The sequence below is a fragment of the Salinibacterium sp. SWN248 genome (assembly GCF_015864575.1).
Taxonomy (GTDB): Bacteria; Actinomycetota; Actinomycetes; order Actinomycetales; family Microbacteriaceae; genus Rhodoglobus.
Genome location: NZ_JADYWW010000002.1, coordinates 82,905 through 100,415, shown reverse-complemented (window position 1 = coordinate 100,415; position 17,511 = coordinate 82,905). Strand labels below are relative to the sequence as shown.

Here is a 17,511-nt window from a genome sequence, read left to right as displayed (position 1 = left end):
AATCCTAATGACACCGCTCCGGGTTAGATTTAACGCATGACTTCGTTGCAGGCGCGCATCATTTCCGAGTTAAACACCCAAGCCACGATCGACCCTGCTGGACAGATTCGCCGGCGCATTGAGTTTCTCAAGGAATATCTCACGGCTTCGCACGCCAAGGGCCTCGTCTTGGGCATCAGCGGTGGTCAGGATTCGTCGCTCGCCGGGCGAATCTGTCAGCTTGCCGTCACTGAACTGCGCGCGGAGGGAGTCGAAGCACAGTTCGTGGCCGTGCGGCTGCCGCACGGGGTGCAGCACGACGAAGACGATGCGCAATTGGCGCTCGACTTTATTGAGGCTGACCGCGAAGTGACGTTCAACATCCAGCGGGCTGTCGACGGCATTGCCGCCGAATTCGCGGATGCGATGGGCGAGCCGATTACAGACTTCAACAAGGGCAACGTGAAGGCACGCGAGCGCATGGTGGCGCAGTACGCGATTGCGGGGCAGCTCGGCTACCTCGTGGTCGGAACGGACCACGCCGCCGAAGCCGTCACGGGCTTCTTCACCAAATTCGGCGACGGCGGTGCCGACGTGCTGCCGCTCACGGGCCTCACGAAGCGCCAGGGCAAGCAGCTACTCAAGCACCTCAATGCTCCCGAGCGCCTCTATGAAAAGGTGCCGACCGCCGACCTGCTCGACCACACGCCCGGCCAGGCCGACGAAGCCAACCTCGGCGTCACCTACGAGCACATCGATGACTACCTCGAGGGCCTCGACGTGCCCGCCGAGGCCGCCGCCGATATCGAGAAGAAGTTCCTCAACACTCGCCACAAGCGTTCCGTGCCGGTGTCGATGTACGACGAGTGGTGGACTGACTAGCTCGCTAGTTCGCGAGCTGCGCCTGCCCGATCAGTGCGCTGACGGACGCGTCACATCCACCATCCACGCGTAGTTGAAGGCACGCTCGCGCCACGCGTCGTAGCGACCGGAGACGCCGCCGTGGCCCGCCGCCATCTCGGTCTTGAGCAGAGCATCCGCCCCCACCTCACGCAGTCGGGCAACCCATTTGGCCGGCTCGACGTAGAGCACGCGCGTGTCATTGAGCGAGGTCACGGCGAGGATGCGCGGGTAGTGAGTGTCGTGCACATTCTCGATGGGGGAGTACGACTTCATGTAGTAGTAAACCTCCTCGTTGTGCAGGGGGTCACCCCACTCGTCCCACTCGATGACGGTCAGCGGCAGCGATGGATCGAGGATCGAGGTGAGCGGGTCGACGAAGGGGACAACCGCGAGGATGCCCGAGAACAGTTGCGGGGCAAGGTTCGCGACGGCACCCATGAGCAGGCCGCCGGCGCTTCCGCCCTCAGCGACAAGGCGATCGCTTGACGTGACATCGGTGTCGATGAGGTGATGGGCGCACGCGACAAAGTCGGTGAACGTGTTGCGCTTGTGTAGCTTCTTGCCGCCCTCGTACCAGGTGCGGCCCAGTTCGCCACCGCCGCGCACGTGGGCGACAGCGAACACCATGCCGCGGTCGAGCAAGCTCAGGCGGGCAGCGGTGAAGCCCGGGTCAATGCTGATCTCATAGGAGCCGTAGCCGTAGAGCACCGTCGGCGCCGGGGTGCCGGGCACCACGAGGTCGTTGCGGTACACGAGGGAGATTGGCACGCGAGTGCCATCAGAGGCAGTGGCCCACTCCCGACGCTGGGTGTACAGCGCTGGATCAAAGCGACCAAGCACCGGCTGCTGTTTGCGCACGACGAGCTCGTTGTCATCCACGAGGTAGTCGTAGACGATCGTCGGGGTCACGAAACTGCCATAGCTGAGACGGATGCTCGGCTGGTTCCACTCGGGGTTAGAACTGAGGCCCACCGTGAAGAGTTCGTCGTCGAACTTCAGTTCGTGCGGAATGTCTTCATAGCGGCCGCCATGCTTGGGAACGATCGCAATCGCCACGCGGGTGAGACCCTCGCGGCGGTACTCGATGGCCACAAAGTCCTTGAAGGCATCCACACCCTCGAGGCGCACGGCTTCGTTGTGGGGGAGGATCACGCGGCGCTCGCCGAGGGGATCCGCCGCCGCAACACTCACGAGCTCGAAGTTGATCGCCTCTTTGTTGTGCACAATCAGCAGACGATCTTGCGTGCCCACCACCACGTGCTCGACGTCGTACTCGACGCCGACTTCGCGCGGCCAGACAACCTCGAACTCACCGGTCGGGTCGCTCGTGTCGAGCAGTCGCGTCTCGCTCGTGAGGCGCGAACCGGCCTCGATCGTCAGATACTTGCCACTGCGCGAACGCCCAACGCCCACCCAGAAACTCTCGTCGGGCTCGTGAAACACCTGCACCGCGGATGCCGCAGCAGTGCCCAACTCGTAGCGCCAGACGGTATCGGGGCGCCACGCATCATCAACCGTCGTATAGAAGACGTACTTGCCCGTGGCATCCAAGAGCGCGCCACCCGCGGTGCCCGGAATCTCATCCGGAAGGTCAGCGGCGGAGCTGAAGCGGATGACGGTCTCAGCGTCGGAGGGAGCGCTCGCTGCAGCGGCATCGCCGAGCTGGCGCACGCGCAGTGTGTAGCGCTCGTCGCCCTCGATATCGACGCCGTAGAGCAACAGGGTTCCGTCGTCGCTGAGCGAGAACGAGCCGAGGCTGAAGAAGTCGTGCCCCTCTGCTTCGACGTTGTTGTCGAGAAGGATCTGCTCACCGGGGAGCGTGGTGGGAGCGGCGGCAGCGGCATCCGTGGCAGCACCCCCAGCGTCACCAGCCACAGGCTCGGCAATCGTCGGCGGAGTCCAGTCGTCGTCGGCCGCAATCGGCGCGCGGCAATGGATCGCGTACTGCTTGCCCTCTTCGGTGCGGCTGAAATACCACCACTGGCCGCGACGAACCGGAACGCTCAGATCGGTCTCCTGTGTGCGGGCCTTGATCTCTTCAAAGATCTGCTCCTGCAACACGCTCAGGTGACTCGTGCGCGCAGCGGTGAACGCGTTCTCGGCGTGGAGATGCGCGAGGGTGTCGGGGCTCTCTTTGTCGCGCATCCACTCGTAATTGTCGATGTAGTGGTCGCCATGCTGGATGCGTTCGGTGGGAACCTTCGCGGCTTCAGGTGGGGTGAGCATGCCTTCAGCGTATGCCGGATTTCTGAGTAGCGGGAGTGCCCGCAACGTGAATCGGAGCTTCGGCCGCTACTCGAGGAAGCCGCGCAGCAAGAGCGCCGTGCCCGCGAGGTGTTCGCTCATTGCTTGGGCGGCAGCATCCGGACGTCCGGTAAGAATCGCAATGGCGATTTGTTCGTGCTGAGTGTTGGAGTGCGCGATGTTGGGGCCGAGCGAGGGGATGCTGTCGAGCAACTCATTCACGCGCATGCGTACATCGGCAATCAGTGGAGTGAGGGATGCGGAACCCGCGAGCTCGCCCACCATGAGGTGAAAGCGCGAATCTAGCCGACGGTATTCTTCGTCATTCGCGGCGTTCGCATTGCTCAGGCTCTGCCAGAGAAGTTCTCGCTCAGTGGGAGTCAGGGCGCGACCTGCAGCCGCGCGCGCTCCGCCGACTTCGAGGATCTCCCGCAGAGTGAGCGTGTCTTCGATCACTTCGGGAGTTAGCGGGCGTGCTGGCCCCACCGAGTCGCCCGAGGGCGTTCCCGGAATGTGCGTCGGCAGAACGTCGCTGACGAATGTGCCCCCATAGCGACCGCGTCGAGACACCAAATAGCCAGCGTCGCTGAGCGAGGCGATAGCGTCACGCACCGTGTCTCGACTGACCGAGAGCATCGTGGCGAGTTCTCGTTCAGCGGGTAACCGTTCGCCGGGAGCGACCAGCCCAAGTCGAACTGTCTGAAGGAGGCGCTGAACGGTCTCCTCGAAAGAGTTGCCCCCGCGCACCGGGCGCAGTAGTAACTCTCCGTGGAGACCGGTCGGCTCATCCATTACAGCGGTGTTGTGTAGGCAGAGCTGATGCCGCCATCGACGATGAACGTCGACGCGGTAATGAACGACGAGTCATCGCTGGCGAGGAAGGCAACCGCAGCGGCGAGCTCATCCGCTTCGGCAAAACGGCCCATCGGAATGTGAACGAGACGACGAGCGGCACGTTCGGGGTCTTTCGCAAAGAGCTCCTGAAGAAGCGGGGTGCTTGTGGGGCCAGGGCAGAGTGCATTGACTCGAATTCCCTCCCGGGCGAACTGCACGCCCAACTCACGGCTCATCGCCAGCACGCCACCTTTGGAAGCGGTGTACGAAATCTGGCTGGTCGCTGATCCCATAATAGCGACGAAGGATGCCGTGTTAATGATCGAGCCCTTGCCCTGCTTGACCATGTGTCGGAGAGCCGCGCGGCAGCACAGGTACACAGACTTGAGATTGACGTCTTGAACCTTTTCCCACGCCGGCAGTTCGGTCGTCACGATCGAGTCATCCTCTGGCGGGGATATCCCGGCGTTGTTGAAGGCGATATCGACTGAGCCGTAGGTGCTGGCGGTGGTGTCGAAGAGGGCGTTCACCTGCGCCTCATCCGTCACGTTGACTTTGATGAAGTGGCCGCCAACAAGTTCAGCGGCCGCGAGACCCGTCGTCTCGTCCATGTCGCCGATGACGACGGTGGCGCCCTCGGCGGCGAAGCGGCGCGCGGTGGCCAGGCCGATGCCGCTCGCTCCGCCGGTAATGACGGCCACTTTGCCTGCGAGGCGCTGCGTGAGGTCAAGAGGGGTAATGGTCATGTGATGCTCCTTGGATAAAAGGTGTCGAGAGGGTTAATCAACAGCGATGAAAACGTTCTTGGTTTCCGTGAAATTCAGCGGTGCATCGGGGCCAAGCTCGCGGCCGAGGCCGGACTGCTTGAAGCCACCGAAGGGCGTGGAGTACCGCACCGAGGAGTGCGAGTTCACGGAGAGGTTGCCGGCCTCGACACCTCGGGAAACCCGAATTGCCCGGCTGACATCCCGAGTCCAAATCGAACCCGAAAGCCCATAGTCGGAGTCGTTGGCCAACTGCAGAGCATCGTTCTCGTCGTCGAAGGGAAGCACCGTGACCACGGGCCCGAAGATCTCATCGGTCACGCAGCGATCATTGCGCGATGCTGGCGTCAACACCGTCGGGGCGAACCAGTAGCCTGCTCCGTCGGGAGCGCTGCCGCGGAAAGCAACAGGCGCATCGGCCGGCACGTAGGACTGCACAGAAGCGAGGTGCTTTGCTGACACCAACGGCCCCATTTCTGTCGCTTCATCCAGTGGATCTCCCACCTTCACTCCAGCAACGGCAGGTTCAAGAAGTTCCATGAAGCGGTCGTAGGCGCTGCGCTCCACCAGAATGCGGCTGCGGGCACAGCAGTCCTGGCCTGCGTTCTCAAAGACGCCGTAGGGTGCCGACGCCGCAGCTTTCTCTAGATCGGCATCCGCGAACACGATGTTGGCGCTCTTGCCGCCCAGTTCGAGCGTGACGCGCTTCACTTGATCCGCGCAGCCGGCCATGATCTTTTTGCCGACGGCAGTCGACCCAGTGAACACCACTTTGCGCACGGTGGGGTTCGTCACGAAGCGCTCGCCGACTACCGACCCCTTGCCGGGAAGAACCTGAAATAGCCCTTCGGGGAGGCCCGCTTCGAGAGCAAGTTCACCGAGACGGATGCTCGTGAGCGGCGTCCACTCGGCAGGCTTCAGCACGACGGCGTTGCCGGCGGCGAGTGCCGGAGCGAATCCCCATGCCGCGATCGTCATCGGGAAGTTCCACGGAGTGATGACGCCCACAACGCCGAGCGGCTCGTGGAAGGTGACGTTGAGTCCGCCAGCTACGGGAATCTGCTGGCCGAACATCCGCTCGGGAGCTGCAGCGTAGTAGTTGAGAACGTCACGAACGTGACCGGCTTCCCAGCGAGCCTGCGAGATCGGATGCCCGGAGTTGCTGACCTCCAGCGCTGCAAGGTTCTCGACGTCGCCGTCGACAGTGTGCGCGAAGCGACGCAGCATGAGCGCCTTGTCGGCGGGGGAGACGCGAGCCCATGCTTTCTGGGCGACTGCGGCGCGGGCGATCGCGGCATCCGTCGCTTCGATGTCGAGGAGATCGACAGAGCCGATCTCGGCCTCGGTTGCGGGATTGATGACGGTATAGGTGCTCACGCGAGAGCCTTTCGGTTGATTCGGGCTGCGTCGACCAAGCCCTCGAATAGTCGGATGTCTTCTGGCGCTGCCTCGGGATGCCACTGCACTGCAACCGCAAAAGTCGCGGTAGGCAGTTCTATAGCTTCGATCACGCCGTCACTCGTGCGGGCCGTGACGACGAGCCCCTCGGCCAGCTGATCGATCGCTTGGTGGTGATAGAGGGGAACGACGAGTGGTTCGGTTTGTCCGCCGAGCACCTTATCGATTCGGGTGTTGGGCTCGATCTCTACGGGGGTTTGGCTAAAGTTGCCACCGCCGAGTTGATAGTCACTGTGGCCGACCACTTCAGGGAGGTGTTGGTGCAGGGTGCCTCCCAACGCGACATTGAGAATTTGAGCCCCGCGACAGATGCCGAGAAAAGGGAGGTCGGCTTCGAGAGCCTGACGCATCAGTTCGTCTTCCCACGCATCACGATCGAGTCGAGGATCATCGGTGGTGGGATGCGGCTCGTGGCCGTAGCGCGCCGGATTGATGTCTTTGCCACCGGTGATGATGAGGCCGTCGAGACCGTTCAGCACCCGGCGAGCAAGCTCGGGGCTGACCGGTTGTGGCGGCAGCAGCACGACGATGCCACCGGCGCGAGTGACCGCTTCAAAGTAGGCCTTCGGCAAGAAGGATGCGGGAACATCCCACACACCAGTCTGCGACTGTTCGAGGTAGGTGGTCAGGCCGATAATGGGCCGATCAGAGTCGTTCAAAGCCGCGCACCTTTTCCCAATCGGTTACTGCAGAATCAAAGGCAGCCAGTTCAATTGCGGCGTAGTTGAGGTAATGGTCAACTACTTCGTCGCCGAAAGCGTCACGGGCAAACGTGGATGACGCGAACAGGTCGGCCGCTTCACGCAGCGTTGCCGGAACCCGCGGAACATCGCTCGTGTAGGCGTTGCCTTCAAAGGCATCGTCGAGTTCAAGCTCGTTGTCGATGCCGTAGAGCCCGGCCGCAATGAGGGCGCTGACGGCAAGGTACTGATTCACGTCTCCGCCGGGAACGCGGTTCTCGACGCGCATTCCGTGGCCCTGCCCAACGACGCGCAGGGCACACGTGCGGTTATCGAGACCCCACGCGAGTGCGGTGGGTGCAAAGCTTCCCGGAACGTAGCGCTTGTACGAGTTGATGTTGGGGGCGGAGAACAGAGTGAGTTCCCGCATGACCGCGAGCTGGCCTGCAATAAAGTGACGGAACATTTTTGACATGCCGTGTTCGGCATCCTTGTCGGCAAAGACGGCGGTGCCGTCGGTTCCTCGCAGGCTGATGTGGATGTGGCAGCTATTGCCTTCCTTCTCGTTGTACTTCGCCATGAAGGTGAGGCTCTTGCCGTGCGCATCGGCGATTTCTTTCGCGCCGTTCTTGTAGATCGAGTGGTTGTCGCACGTGTCGAGGGCTGAGGCGTAGCGGAAGCCGATCTCTTGCTGGCCAGGATTGCATTCGCCTTTGACGCCCTCGCAATACATGCCGGCGCCATCCATGCCGTTACGGATGTCGCGCAGCAGTGGTTCCATGCGCGTGGACGCCAGCACGTTGTAGTCGATGTTGTAGTCGGTGGCGGCAGAAAGTTCCCGGTAACCCTTCTTCCACGCCTCGCGGTAACTGTCGTCAAATACAATGAACTCGAGCTCAGTGGCGACGAACGTGTCGAGGCCACGTTCTGCGAGGCGGGCGAGTTGGGCTTTGAGGATCTGACGAGGAGAGGGCGCTACGGGCGTTTCGTCATGCCAGCGCAGATCGGCAGTTACTAGGGCGGTTGCCGTGAGCCAGGGCGCGCGACGGAGGGTGCCGATGTCGGGCACCATCACCATGTCGCCATAACCGCGCGACCAGCTCGACATGGCGTAGCCCTCGACAGTGTTCATGTCGACGTCAACGGCCAAGAGATAGTTGCAGCATTCGGCACCGTGAGCCGCGGCATCCTCAAGAAAGAGTCTCGCCGAGAGGCGCTTGCCCACCAGTCGTCCCTGCATGTCGGTGAAGGCTACGAGAACCGTGTCGACTGCGCCACTGGCAACATCGTCTTTGAGTTCTGCGAGCGTGAGGTTACCGGAGCTGGGGGACATTAACTTCTCCTCATTAAGCAAGTCAAATGGTGCGCTTTCCGACCATTAGAACACATTGATGACTGTGTTGCTCATAAATCTTCCCCACCATCGCGGGAAATTTCTGTGGATTATGGGTAGTCAACAACCATTGATAACCGTATAGTCATCGCAAGGATTCTCCCAGCATTGTGTGATCGACCCGTCGGTGCACGCAACCAGACTGCAAAGGAAACAGGATGTCCAAAGACACACTGAACGTCTCCGGGGTGAAATACACGACGGCTGCGGCCGGGTATTTCGAGAAACGCACACTCAAACGCACGGCGGGAATCTGGGGGCTGTGGGGGCTCGCGGTTGCAGCCGTTATCTCGGGCGACTTCTCCGGCTGGAACTTCGGAATCGGGTTCGCTGGCTTCGGCGGAATGCTGATCGCCTTCGCCCTGCTCATCTTTATGTATTACGGAATGATCTTCAGCATCGGTGAAATGGCATCCGCCATGCCACACACCGGCGGAGCTTACTCCTTCGCTCGTGCCGCAATGGGCCCGTGGGGTGGCTTCGTAACGGGGCTCGCTGAGACGATTGAATACGTTGCTACTACGGCGGTCATCGTTTACTTCTCAGCGGGATATGCCGACTTCATTACGAGCGAGCTCTTGGGCTTCTCGCTGCCGGCGCCAGTGTGGTGGCTGATTCTGTACATCGTGTTCATCGGGCTGAACTCGGCCGGCGCAGCGATTTCATTCAAATTTGCGATCATCGTGGCGATTGTTTCGATCACCATCCTGCTCGTTTTCTCCGTCATGGCAGCATTCTCCGGTCTTTTCAGCTGGGACAACTTGTTCAACATCGCTGCCGATCCGGGGCAATCATCCTTCCTGCCTCATGGCATAGTGCCGATTCTCTTCGCGCTTCCTTATGCCATGTGGTTCTTCTTGGGAATCGAAGAATTGCCGCTCGCTGCGGAAGAGGCTCACAACCCTGTGCGTGACATCCCGAAGGCCGGGTTGATCGCTCGCACGACGCTGATCATCACGGGTCTTCTGGTGCTCTTCCTCAACACTGGAATCGTTGGTGCTTCTGAGATTTCTACTTCGGGAGAGCCCCTACTCGATGGATTCCGTGCGATCGTCGGAGACCAAGCAGCGGCGGCCCTCGCGTTGTTTGCGCTCATCGGGCTCTTCGCGTCGTTGCAGGGAATCATGTTTGCTTACGGACGCAACATGTATTCACTGTCACGCGCCGGTTATTACCCGAAATTCTTGTCACTCACAGGCAAGCGTCAGACTCCCGCTGTTGCGCTCTTAGTGGGCGCAATTATCGGCTACGTCGCTCTGGTTCTCGTTGACAGCCTCGGCGGCGCAGATGGCGTCGCGGGTGCAATCGTCTTGAACATCGCGGTGTGGGGCGCTGTTATTGCTTACGTGCTGCAGATGGTGTCGTTCTTGATTTTGCGCAAGAAATACCCGAACGCAAACCGCCCCTACCGCAGCCCCTGGGGTGTTCCCGGAGCCATTATCGGCGGCGTTCTTTCGTTGGCGATCTTCTTCGGCTTCTTCATCAACGAGCCCGCTCGTCCGGCGATCGGGGCCATCGCTGTGGTCTACATCGTGATGCTTGCGATCTTCGGGCTCTACGGTCGCAAGCGCCTCGTGCTCTCGCCTGAAGAGGAATACGCGATCTCTGGCGGGCTCCACGGGGATCCTCAAAAGGAGGGGTATGGCGGTGCCGTCGAGGAGGAACTTCTCGCTGCTGACGGTCGGGACGAACCTCGGAGCTAATTGAGTTGTACAGCCCCGTCGGCATCTTTAGGGATGTCGGCGGGGCACCCCCACGACGTGGTGCAGTGCGCACAGCGGAACCAATTGCTATCAGAGCGTTCGTGGGCACCATAGTTTTCGCACAGGGGACATTCGGCCGTGGTGTTCGACATCGTTGAATCTGGCTCCCTGTTCGCAATACCTCGCAATACCTCGCGTTACCGCGACGCTACACACCATTATTGAGATAATTTCGGAATTAAGCATCCCCCTCATCTGGGCGCGTGGAGATGGGCGCCAGTGTTGTGGCCAGTCACGGCATCGCCGCGGCGAATGTCATCATGGAGCTATCCCCACGATCGGAGCCCCGGATGCCACACCCCCTCGTCACCGCGAACGAACTTGCCGCACTGCTCGACGATGCGGCCTCCGGGGGAGCGCCGGTACGGGTTCTCGATGTGCGCTGGAGCTTGGGCGGGCCCGCTGGGCTACCTCTTTATAGGGAAGGGCACATCCCTGGTGCGGTGTACGTCGACCTCGACACCGAGCTCGCCCGCCAGGGGGAACCGCAGGAGGGGCGGCATCCGTTGCCTGATGCCGCAGATTTTCAGGCTGCCGCGCGCGGCTGGGGTCTCAACGATGGCGACACGGTTGTTGTCTATGACGACTGGAACAGTCTTGCTGCGGGCCGCGCGTGGTGGTTGCTGCGTTACATGGGCGCTTCCGACGTGCGGGTGCTCGATGGCGCGCTGTCCGCGTGGACGACGGCCGGGCATCCACTCGCTGTCGGCGCTGACGATATGACGAGTGTCGTGCCGGGCGCGATCACGCTGAGCGCTGGTCACGAGCCCGTGTTGAGTGCCGACGACGCTGCGTCGCTTCCGGCGAATGGCGTGCTGCTCGATGCTCGCGCCGGCGAACGCTACCGGGGCGAGACCGAGCCGATCGATCCTCGTGCCGGCCACATCCCTGGGGCGATCAGCGCTCCGACATCAGCAAACTTGGATGACGCTGGTCACTTTCTCGACCCCGACACATTGCGCGAACGCTACGAAGCCCTCGGCGTCAGTGTCGATCGTGCGGTGGGGGTGTATTGCGGTTCCGGGGTGACGGCGGCGCACGATGCTCTGGCGCTGACGGTTGCGGGCTTCCGCCCGGCCGTCTTTCCCGGATCGTGGTCCGCTTGGGCCAATCAGCCGGAGCGGCCCGTCGCGACTGGGGCTACGCCCTAACGGCGCGACGATCTAACGGCGTTTCACCGCGCTCCCTTTAACTACCGAATGGCCCCGACACCGAAGTGTCGGGGCCATTCGTGTGCGGGATTTAAGAAATCACATCCTGCAGCAGTTCTTCGTTGAGGTCCTTGCGAACCATCGACACGATGTAGCCGATCACGAGAGCGATGAACGGTGACAGCACGAGGAACCAGCCGAAGGCGTTGAGTCCGAAGGCGGTGACGGTCGGGTCGACTCCGGCAGCAAGCGTGAGGTCGCCGGCGAGCAGGCCGAAGCGTGACATCAGCAGGTACTCGGCCAGCACGAGACCGATGAAGGCCAGCACCGGAGCGATCATCGTCACGAAGATGTTCTCGGTGCCCTTGTTCATCAGGAAGAAGCGGATGATCGCCACGCAGACGAGCGCTTCGATCAGCACGATCGCCACCACGGCGAGGCCACTGAACCAGAAGAACATGTTGCCGATGGGGTCGAGCTGGAACGCAGCGAACAGCACGATCACAACACCGCTAATGATCGACACGATGATGGATGCACGACCGGGGGCTCCGCGACCATTCACGGTTCCCACCGAGCTCGCCAGCACGCCACCGCGGCCGAGGGCGAAGAGGTAGCGGCTTGCGGCGTTCTGGAATGCGAGCAGTCCGGCGAACAGGCTCGAGAGCACGAGGATGCTCATGAGCGTGGCGAGCCATGGTCCGACGTATTCGCTGGCCAGAGTGAAGAGCACAGCGGCCGGGTCTTCGAGACCGGCTGAACGTTCGAGCGTCTGGTCGATCACGTTCGAGGCGCCCATACCGGTGACAAGGGCGAAAGCGGTGAAGGCAAACAGTACGGTGATGAGGCCAACAGCAAGGTAGGTAGCGCGCGGTACGGCACGCTTCGGGTTGACGCTCTCTTCGCCGTAGATGGCGGTTGCTTCGAAGCCGATGAAGGAGGCGAAGGCGAACGCGAACGCGATACCGGCGGAGCCTGCGAGGCCACCAGCAAGAATCAGGTCAGGGGAGAAGGAGGCACCCCAGTTGAGGCCCTCGGGGCCACCATCGGCGAGGATTGCCACGGCTGCGATGACAAGCACGGTGACTTCGGCGAGCATGAGCACACCGAGTAGCTTGGCGCCGACGTCCACGCGAGCAAGCGAGAGGCCGGTAACGACGAGCCACGCGAGAAGCGTCCAGGCCCACCAGGGGAGAAGTCCGACCTGGCCGGCCATGACGCCACCGAAGAAGCCATAGATGGCGAGCTGGATGGTGAGGTACGCGAGGATCGACACGAACGAGGAGGCGATTCCGGCGTTGCGCCCGAGTCCGCGGCCGACATAGGCGAAGAAGGCGCCGGTATTGGTAACGCGTTGGCTCATCGCGGCGTAACCGACGCTGAACAGGAGAAGCACGATGCCGGCAAACAAGTACGCGCCGGGGGCGGCTGCACCGTTACCGAGAACGATGGCCACGGGCACGGCGCCGGTCATTCCGACCAGCGGTGCGGCGGCGGCCACGACAAAGAAGACGATTCCGATTACACCGAGTCGCCCTTTGCGCAGGGTCCGATCGGGGCTTTCCTGGGATTTTTGGTCAAGCGCCATAGTGAAACTCCTCGTTGAGTTCTAAATCAAGTCGTCCGTATCCGAACGAGTTGGGTTCAACAATGGCGAAGACAGGGTGACTTAGTCAAGGGTTTCTGGAAATTCATTCGGATACGAACTGTTTTGGGCTACACTCTGGCGCATGACCGAACTCAACGGATTTCTTCCTCCACTCACCCCTCAAGGGTCAAGTTCGCTCGTGCCGAAGATGCCCTGGTACTACTCGGGAACGCTGCTCACTGTCGAGTATCTGACCGATCCAGCCAACGTACGTGCGATCCTCCCTGACGATATTGACCTCGCCCCTGAACAGCCTGGCGCTGTTGCCATCGTGTGGGCCGACTGGCAGTCCTGCAGCACTGGCGGCCTCGAACTGCTCGACCCTGTTCGCGCTCAATACCTCGAAGCCTTCATGGTGGTGCGCTGCTCCCACAAGGGCATCGTCTACAGCCGCTGTGTCGCCATCTGGGTCAATAAAGACTTCGCGATCGGCCGCGGCTGGTTCCAGGGCTACCCCAAGAAGCTCGGCAACATCGCCGTTACTCGCGTCTTCAACACGGGCAAAGCAACCCCCAAGCTCGAGAACGGTGGCCAGTTCGGCGCCTCCATCGCGGCGTACGACCACCGCCTCGCCTCGGCCGTCGTCACGCTGCGTGAGCCTGCTGAAAGCAACGGCTTCGTCAACGGCCACAAAATGCTGCACAGCCGGTTCATGCCATCCATCAGCAAGGATGCCGGCATGTCCCTCGATCAGCTCATCACCATGGGCGGCACCGACGTCGAGATTGGCGAGACCTGGAAGGGCGACGCCGAGCTTCACCTCGGAGATTCGCAATGGGATGAGCTGCACTCGATCCTGCCCGTGCAAGAGATTCTCGGCGGCTACTACCGCGAGATCGGAGTCACGTTCAACGGTGGCGAGCTCGTAGAAGACCGCTCGAACGCGATCTAAGTTCCTTCACCACGCAGAAAAGCCCCGCCGAGAACTTCGGCGGGGCTTTTCGTGTGTCTAGCGGTTCACCGACTTAGTAGTCGGCGAAGTATTCGTCGATCTCCCACTGGCTGATGTCGCGCGTCGTCTTGTCGGCGACAGAGTCTTCGTAGCGCATCACTTCATCGCGCTTGAGCACGCTGAAGACATCAATCACAGTGCTGCCCATGGTCTCGCGCATCACCGTGTCGGCGTCGAGAGCGTCCAGAGCGGCGCTGAGGGTCATCGGCAAGATCGGTGCCGACTCGTCTTCGTAGGCCCAGCCCGCGACTGCTGCGGGTGCCGTGAGCTTGCGCTTGATGCCATCAAGGCCAGCAGCCAGAGTGGATGCGATCAGCAGATACGGGTTCGCTGCCGGGTCGCCGAGGCGGACTTCCAGTCGCGTGCCGGCGCCGCGCTCAGGCGGTACCCGCAGCATCGCGCTGCGGTTATCGTGGCCCCAGTTGGCGCGGTAGGGAGCCAGGGTGTCCGGGCCGAGGCGCTTGTAGGCGTTAACGGTGGGGTTCGAGAGTGCTGCGAGTGATCCGGCGTGGGCGAGGATTCCACCGATCATGTGGTTGGCGGTCTCTGAGAGCCCAGCGCCGCCATCCGACATGATGTTGTTGCCGTCACTGTCGACGACGGAGAAGTGCAAGTGGAATCCGCTGCCGCCTTCGTCGTCCCAGGGCTTGCCCACGAAGAGGGCGTGCTTGCCGGTGCGGGCGACGATGTCGCGCACGGCGGTCTTGAAGAGGAAAGTGCGGTCGGCGGCATCCAGTGCCTCGCTGTGCCAGAGATTGATTTCGTATTGCGAGGGGCTGAATTCGTGGTTGCCGGCGAAGACGCCGATGTCCATGCCGTCGAGCATGCGCATGAGATTCAAGAATTGCCCACCGGGGTCGACGTGCTCGCCGGTCGTGTAGACGCGGCCGGTGCGGCTGAGGCTGCGGCTCCACCCGTTGTCTTCGTCGTAGTTGGCGATGTAGAACTCAAGTTCGGGGCCGACGGTCGGGGTGAGGCCGAGGGCGGCATATTCTGCGATCACGTTCTGCAGCACCGAACGCGGTGCGACGTCGCTGGGGCTGTGGTCGGGGTTGAATGCATCGCCGATGACGAGGGCAACGCCGGGCTCCCACGGCATCATCGTGAGGGTCTCGGGGTCGATCTGGGTGAGGAGGTCGGGAAGGCCGGATGACATGATGTCGTTTCCGTCGAGCACGCCCCCGCCGGTGGTTGTTACCCACACGCCTTGGCAGAACAGCGGAGACTTCGTGCGATGTAATTGGCTGACGAGAAGATCTTTTGAGCGGGTGATTCCCAGCACATCCGGGAAAATCAGGCGCAGAACATCGATCCCTTTTGCCTGCAAGTCTGCTTGAAGTGCTGCTATGTCGAGAGTCATTCTTCCTCCGAAAAATAAATCGTTCGGCACTGAACGATTAGTGCGATACTAAGGCACACAGCGGTGTGGCTGTCCACTCATCGCCAGAAATTTACCTGAAAGGTACACAGATGAGAGCTCTCCTGGTGCAACACGATCACGTCACCGCGAGCGGCCCAGTGGGGGATCGCCTGCGGGAACGCGGCTTTGAGATCGACGAGATCATGGTCGTCAGCGAGGAGAATTTCGACAACCCGAACGTTGATTTTGAGTTTCCGGATGCGTCGCAGTACGACCTCGTGATCCCCATGGGAGCGCCGTGGGGTGCGTGGGATGACGCGTGCATCGGCCGCTGGTTGCAGCCAGAGCTCGAGTGGGTGCGCTCCACCATCGAGGCGGACATCCCGGTGCTGGGTATCTGCTTCGGCGGCCAGCTGATCGCACGGGCGCTGGGCGGCACAGTCGCTCGTGGAGCCCAATCAGAAATCGGTTGGAAAACGATTTACAGCGACGATACCTCGCTCGTCTCCAACGGACCCTGGTTTCAGTTTCACTATGACCAGTGGACGATGCCCGAAGGCGCCGTCGAAATCGCTCGCAACCCGATCGCACCTCAAGCATTCACCTACGGCCGCAGCTTGGCCGTGCAGTTTCATCCCGAACTCAACTCGGCAATTTTAGAAGGCTGGCTCGATCAGGGCGGCATCAACGAAGTGATCGCGAGCGGGCAGAACCCCGAGATCATGATCGCTCTAACCCGCGACGAAGAGGGCCGTGCCGCTGAACGCACGGCAGCCCTCGTGGATGCTTTCTTGGAGCGAGTAGCCAAGCTCGTCTAGCGGCGGCGAGGGCGTCGCTGACCGCTACTGAGCTTTAATAACCGTGAGCAAAATCACGGAGTCCTCAAGAGCATCCACGGCATGGATCTCAGTGGGAATTGGCAGCAGATCGCCCGGCTTGCCCTCCCACGATTCGTCGGCGGACCGCAGTGCGATGTGTCCGACGAGTACCTGCAGTGTTGCTTCGCCGGGGCTGGAGTGCTCGGAGAGCCCTTCACCAGCCCGCAACGCCATCACCGTTTGTCTGAGCTGGGCATCTCGCCCGCCGCACACCGTCACGGCGCTGCGGCCGTTGTTCGAGGCAAGAGCGCTCGCCAGTTCCGATGCGGCAAGCTCGGTCAAAGAAACAGTTGTGTTCATGTCGTCACGCCTTTCGTGCACGGTCGGCATCATCGCCGTGGGGCAAAGCTACCGCAGTCGTGCCCTTTCGTGGACCTCAAGCGTGCGGACCGTGCGTCCGTTCTCGTTTCGTGCTCAGCGCGCTGCACCTTCGCGGCCAGCCGCTGGGGTGCAGTCGCGAACCGCAAGTAATCTTCAATTCATTGGGTTCAACGACCAGATGCTGGGGAAACGATACAGATGACATCGATTGTCGACTTAGGTGCGCTGGATGCGCAGCTCAGCGAAGCCGAAATCCAGGACTTCCGTGAGCGAGCGAAAGACGGTTCGGTCCAGCCTGCCGGTAGCGCTGAGCAGCGACTGCGGTTGAGCCTGTTTGCGGCCCTCAACGGCTTTGAATTTGGCGCTCACCGCGGCGCCGTTAACTACCCCGGAATGATTTTCGGCTTGGGTTACAACCGAGGCGTATCGCAGCACATCCTTCGTCGAGGCGAAAATTTCCTCGATATCGGCAACTACGGCTACACGGTGAATGATGGCAAGACTGAGTTCAGCTATGGCTACGGATTCGTCGCTATCAAGCTGCAGCGTCGGATGCCTCACCTCGTGCTTGACTCGAATAAGAACAACTTTCTCGGCGCGACTCAGCTTCCCGTCGGTTTTTCGAGCAAACAGCGCATCTCGCTTGAGGGCAACTTTGACGAGTACTTCACGATGTACTGCCCCAAAGGCTACGAGCGGGATGCGCTGTACGTGTTCACCCCCGACCTGATGGCGTTGATGATCGACGAAGCCGTTTCGGTGGATGCCGAGATCATCGACGATTGGATGTTTCTCTACCAGTTCGGTGGTTTCGATCTGTCGAATCCGCAAACGATGGCCACGCTATTTGGCATCATCGAAACTGTTGGGGCAAAGACGCTCGCTCGCACCGTCCACTATGCCGATTCACGGCATAACCTGGGTGGCGAGGCGGTCAGCGGCTCTGTTGGTGCTGGGGTCAGCGATCGAATGGCGCACAACCAAGTCAGCGCTGCTGGCGCGAGGCTGAAACGGGGGATGGCTCCGCCCCTGAAGATAGCCGTATGGGTGACTTCGATAGTCATCGGTATTCCGGTCGTCTGGGGCATAGCGCAGATCGCAATAATGATCGCAGCCACGGTAAGAAGCTTTACAGGTTGAGCAGTCAGGGTCGCATTGTACCGCCAGGCTTCGCACCGACGGC

15 protein-coding genes are annotated in these 17,511 nt (G+C 61.3%); 6 read left to right on the top strand and 9 right to left on the bottom strand.

The genetic code is table 11. The annotated features are described in order from the left end of the window. Nucleotides 1-36 precede the first annotated feature (36 nt). Nucleotides 37-861, top strand: a complete 825-nt coding sequence (gene nadE, locus I6E73_RS10400; RefSeq protein WP_197125383.1) for an ammonia-dependent NAD(+) synthetase — start codon at nt 37-39, stop codon at nt 859-861. Nucleotides 862-891: 30 nt separating this feature from the next. Here nadE and I6E73_RS10395 read toward each other — a convergent pair whose 3' ends face one another. From I6E73_RS10395 to I6E73_RS10370, 6 genes are all read right to left on the bottom strand, one after another. Further along, complete coding sequence (locus I6E73_RS10395) at nt 892-3,108, bottom strand: S9 family peptidase (RefSeq protein WP_197125377.1); 2,217 nt, start codon at nt 3,106-3,108, stop codon at nt 892-894. A 66-nt stretch (nt 3,109-3,174) separates the two neighbouring features. Continuing rightward, nucleotides 3,175-3,918 carry a FadR/GntR family transcriptional regulator gene (locus tag I6E73_RS10390; RefSeq protein ID WP_197125376.1) on the bottom strand — a complete coding sequence of 248 codons (744 nt, stop codon included), beginning with the start codon at nt 3,916-3,918 and terminating at the stop codon, nt 3,175-3,177. Further along, entirely contained in the window at nt 3,918-4,706 is a 789-nt protein-coding gene (locus I6E73_RS10385; RefSeq protein WP_197107321.1) for a 3-oxoacyl-ACP reductase, read from the bottom strand. The genes I6E73_RS10390 and I6E73_RS10385 overlap by 1 nt, the downstream gene beginning before the upstream one ends. A 33-nt stretch (nt 4,707-4,739) precedes the next feature. Beyond that, nucleotides 4,740-6,101, bottom strand: coding sequence for an aldehyde dehydrogenase (locus tag I6E73_RS10380; protein WP_197125375.1), 1,362 nt, complete (start codon nt 6,099-6,101; stop codon nt 4,740-4,742). Next, complete coding sequence (locus I6E73_RS10375; protein ID WP_197125374.1) at nt 6,098-6,841, bottom strand: gamma-glutamyl-gamma-aminobutyrate hydrolase family protein; 744 nt, start codon at nt 6,839-6,841, stop codon at nt 6,098-6,100. Before I6E73_RS10375 ends, I6E73_RS10380 begins: the two co-directional genes overlap by 4 nt. Beyond that, nucleotides 6,828-8,195 carry a glutamine synthetase family protein gene (locus I6E73_RS10370; RefSeq protein WP_197125373.1) on the bottom strand — a complete coding sequence of 456 codons (1,368 nt, stop codon included), beginning with the start codon at nt 8,193-8,195 and terminating at the stop codon, nt 6,828-6,830. Before I6E73_RS10370 ends, I6E73_RS10375 begins: the two co-directional genes overlap by 14 nt. Nucleotides 8,196-8,413: 218 nt before the next feature. Between I6E73_RS10370 and I6E73_RS10365 the strand changes: the two genes are divergently transcribed. After that, nucleotides 8,414-9,958 carry an amino acid permease gene (locus tag I6E73_RS10365; protein WP_197110246.1) on the top strand — a complete coding sequence of 515 codons (1,545 nt, stop codon included), beginning with the start codon at nt 8,414-8,416 and terminating at the stop codon, nt 9,956-9,958. A 350-nt stretch (nt 9,959-10,308) separates the two neighbouring features. Then, nucleotides 10,309-11,169: a sulfurtransferase gene (locus tag I6E73_RS10360; protein ID WP_197125370.1), complete on the top strand. Its 861-nt coding sequence runs from the start codon at nt 10,309-10,311 to the stop codon at nt 11,167-11,169. Nucleotides 11,170-11,260: 91 nt separating this feature from the next. Here I6E73_RS10360 and I6E73_RS10355 read toward each other — a convergent pair whose 3' ends face one another. Further along, the gene (locus I6E73_RS10355) at nt 11,261-12,757 is read right to left on the bottom strand and encodes an APC family permease (RefSeq protein WP_197125368.1); all 1,497 of its coding nucleotides are present in this window, start codon (nt 12,755-12,757) and stop codon (nt 11,261-11,263) included. A 142-nt stretch (nt 12,758-12,899) separates the two neighbouring features. Between I6E73_RS10355 and I6E73_RS10350 the strand changes: the two genes are divergently transcribed. Further along, the gene (locus I6E73_RS10350) at nt 12,900-13,709 is read left to right on the top strand and encodes an acetoacetate decarboxylase family protein (RefSeq protein WP_197125366.1); all 810 of its coding nucleotides are present in this window, start codon (nt 12,900-12,902) and stop codon (nt 13,707-13,709) included. Between the two features lie 73 nt (nt 13,710-13,782). Here I6E73_RS10350 and I6E73_RS10345 read toward each other — a convergent pair whose 3' ends face one another. Further along, a complete protein-coding gene (locus I6E73_RS10345; protein ID WP_197107312.1) occupies nt 13,783-15,129 on the bottom strand; it encodes a glutamine synthetase family protein in 1,347 nt (448 codons plus the stop codon). 110 nt (nt 15,130-15,239) lie between these two features. Here I6E73_RS10345 and I6E73_RS10340 point away from each other — a divergent pair, with 110 nt between their 5' ends. Further along, nucleotides 15,240-15,947 carry a type 1 glutamine amidotransferase gene (locus tag I6E73_RS10340; RefSeq protein WP_197125364.1) on the top strand — a complete coding sequence of 236 codons (708 nt, stop codon included), beginning with the start codon at nt 15,240-15,242 and terminating at the stop codon, nt 15,945-15,947. Nucleotides 15,948-15,971: 24 nt separating this feature from the next. On the opposite strand, the gene I6E73_RS10335 is transcribed toward I6E73_RS10340, so the two are convergent. Further along, the gene (locus I6E73_RS10335; protein ID WP_197125362.1) at nt 15,972-16,307 is read right to left on the bottom strand and encodes a cupin domain-containing protein; all 336 of its coding nucleotides are present in this window, start codon (nt 16,305-16,307) and stop codon (nt 15,972-15,974) included. Nucleotides 16,308-16,526: 219 nt separating this feature from the next. On the opposite strand from I6E73_RS10335, the gene I6E73_RS10330 reads away from it, so the two are divergent. Next, entirely contained in the window at nt 16,527-17,468 is a 942-nt protein-coding gene (locus I6E73_RS10330) for a hypothetical protein (RefSeq protein WP_197125360.1), read from the top strand. Nucleotides 17,469-17,511 lie beyond the last annotated feature (43 nt).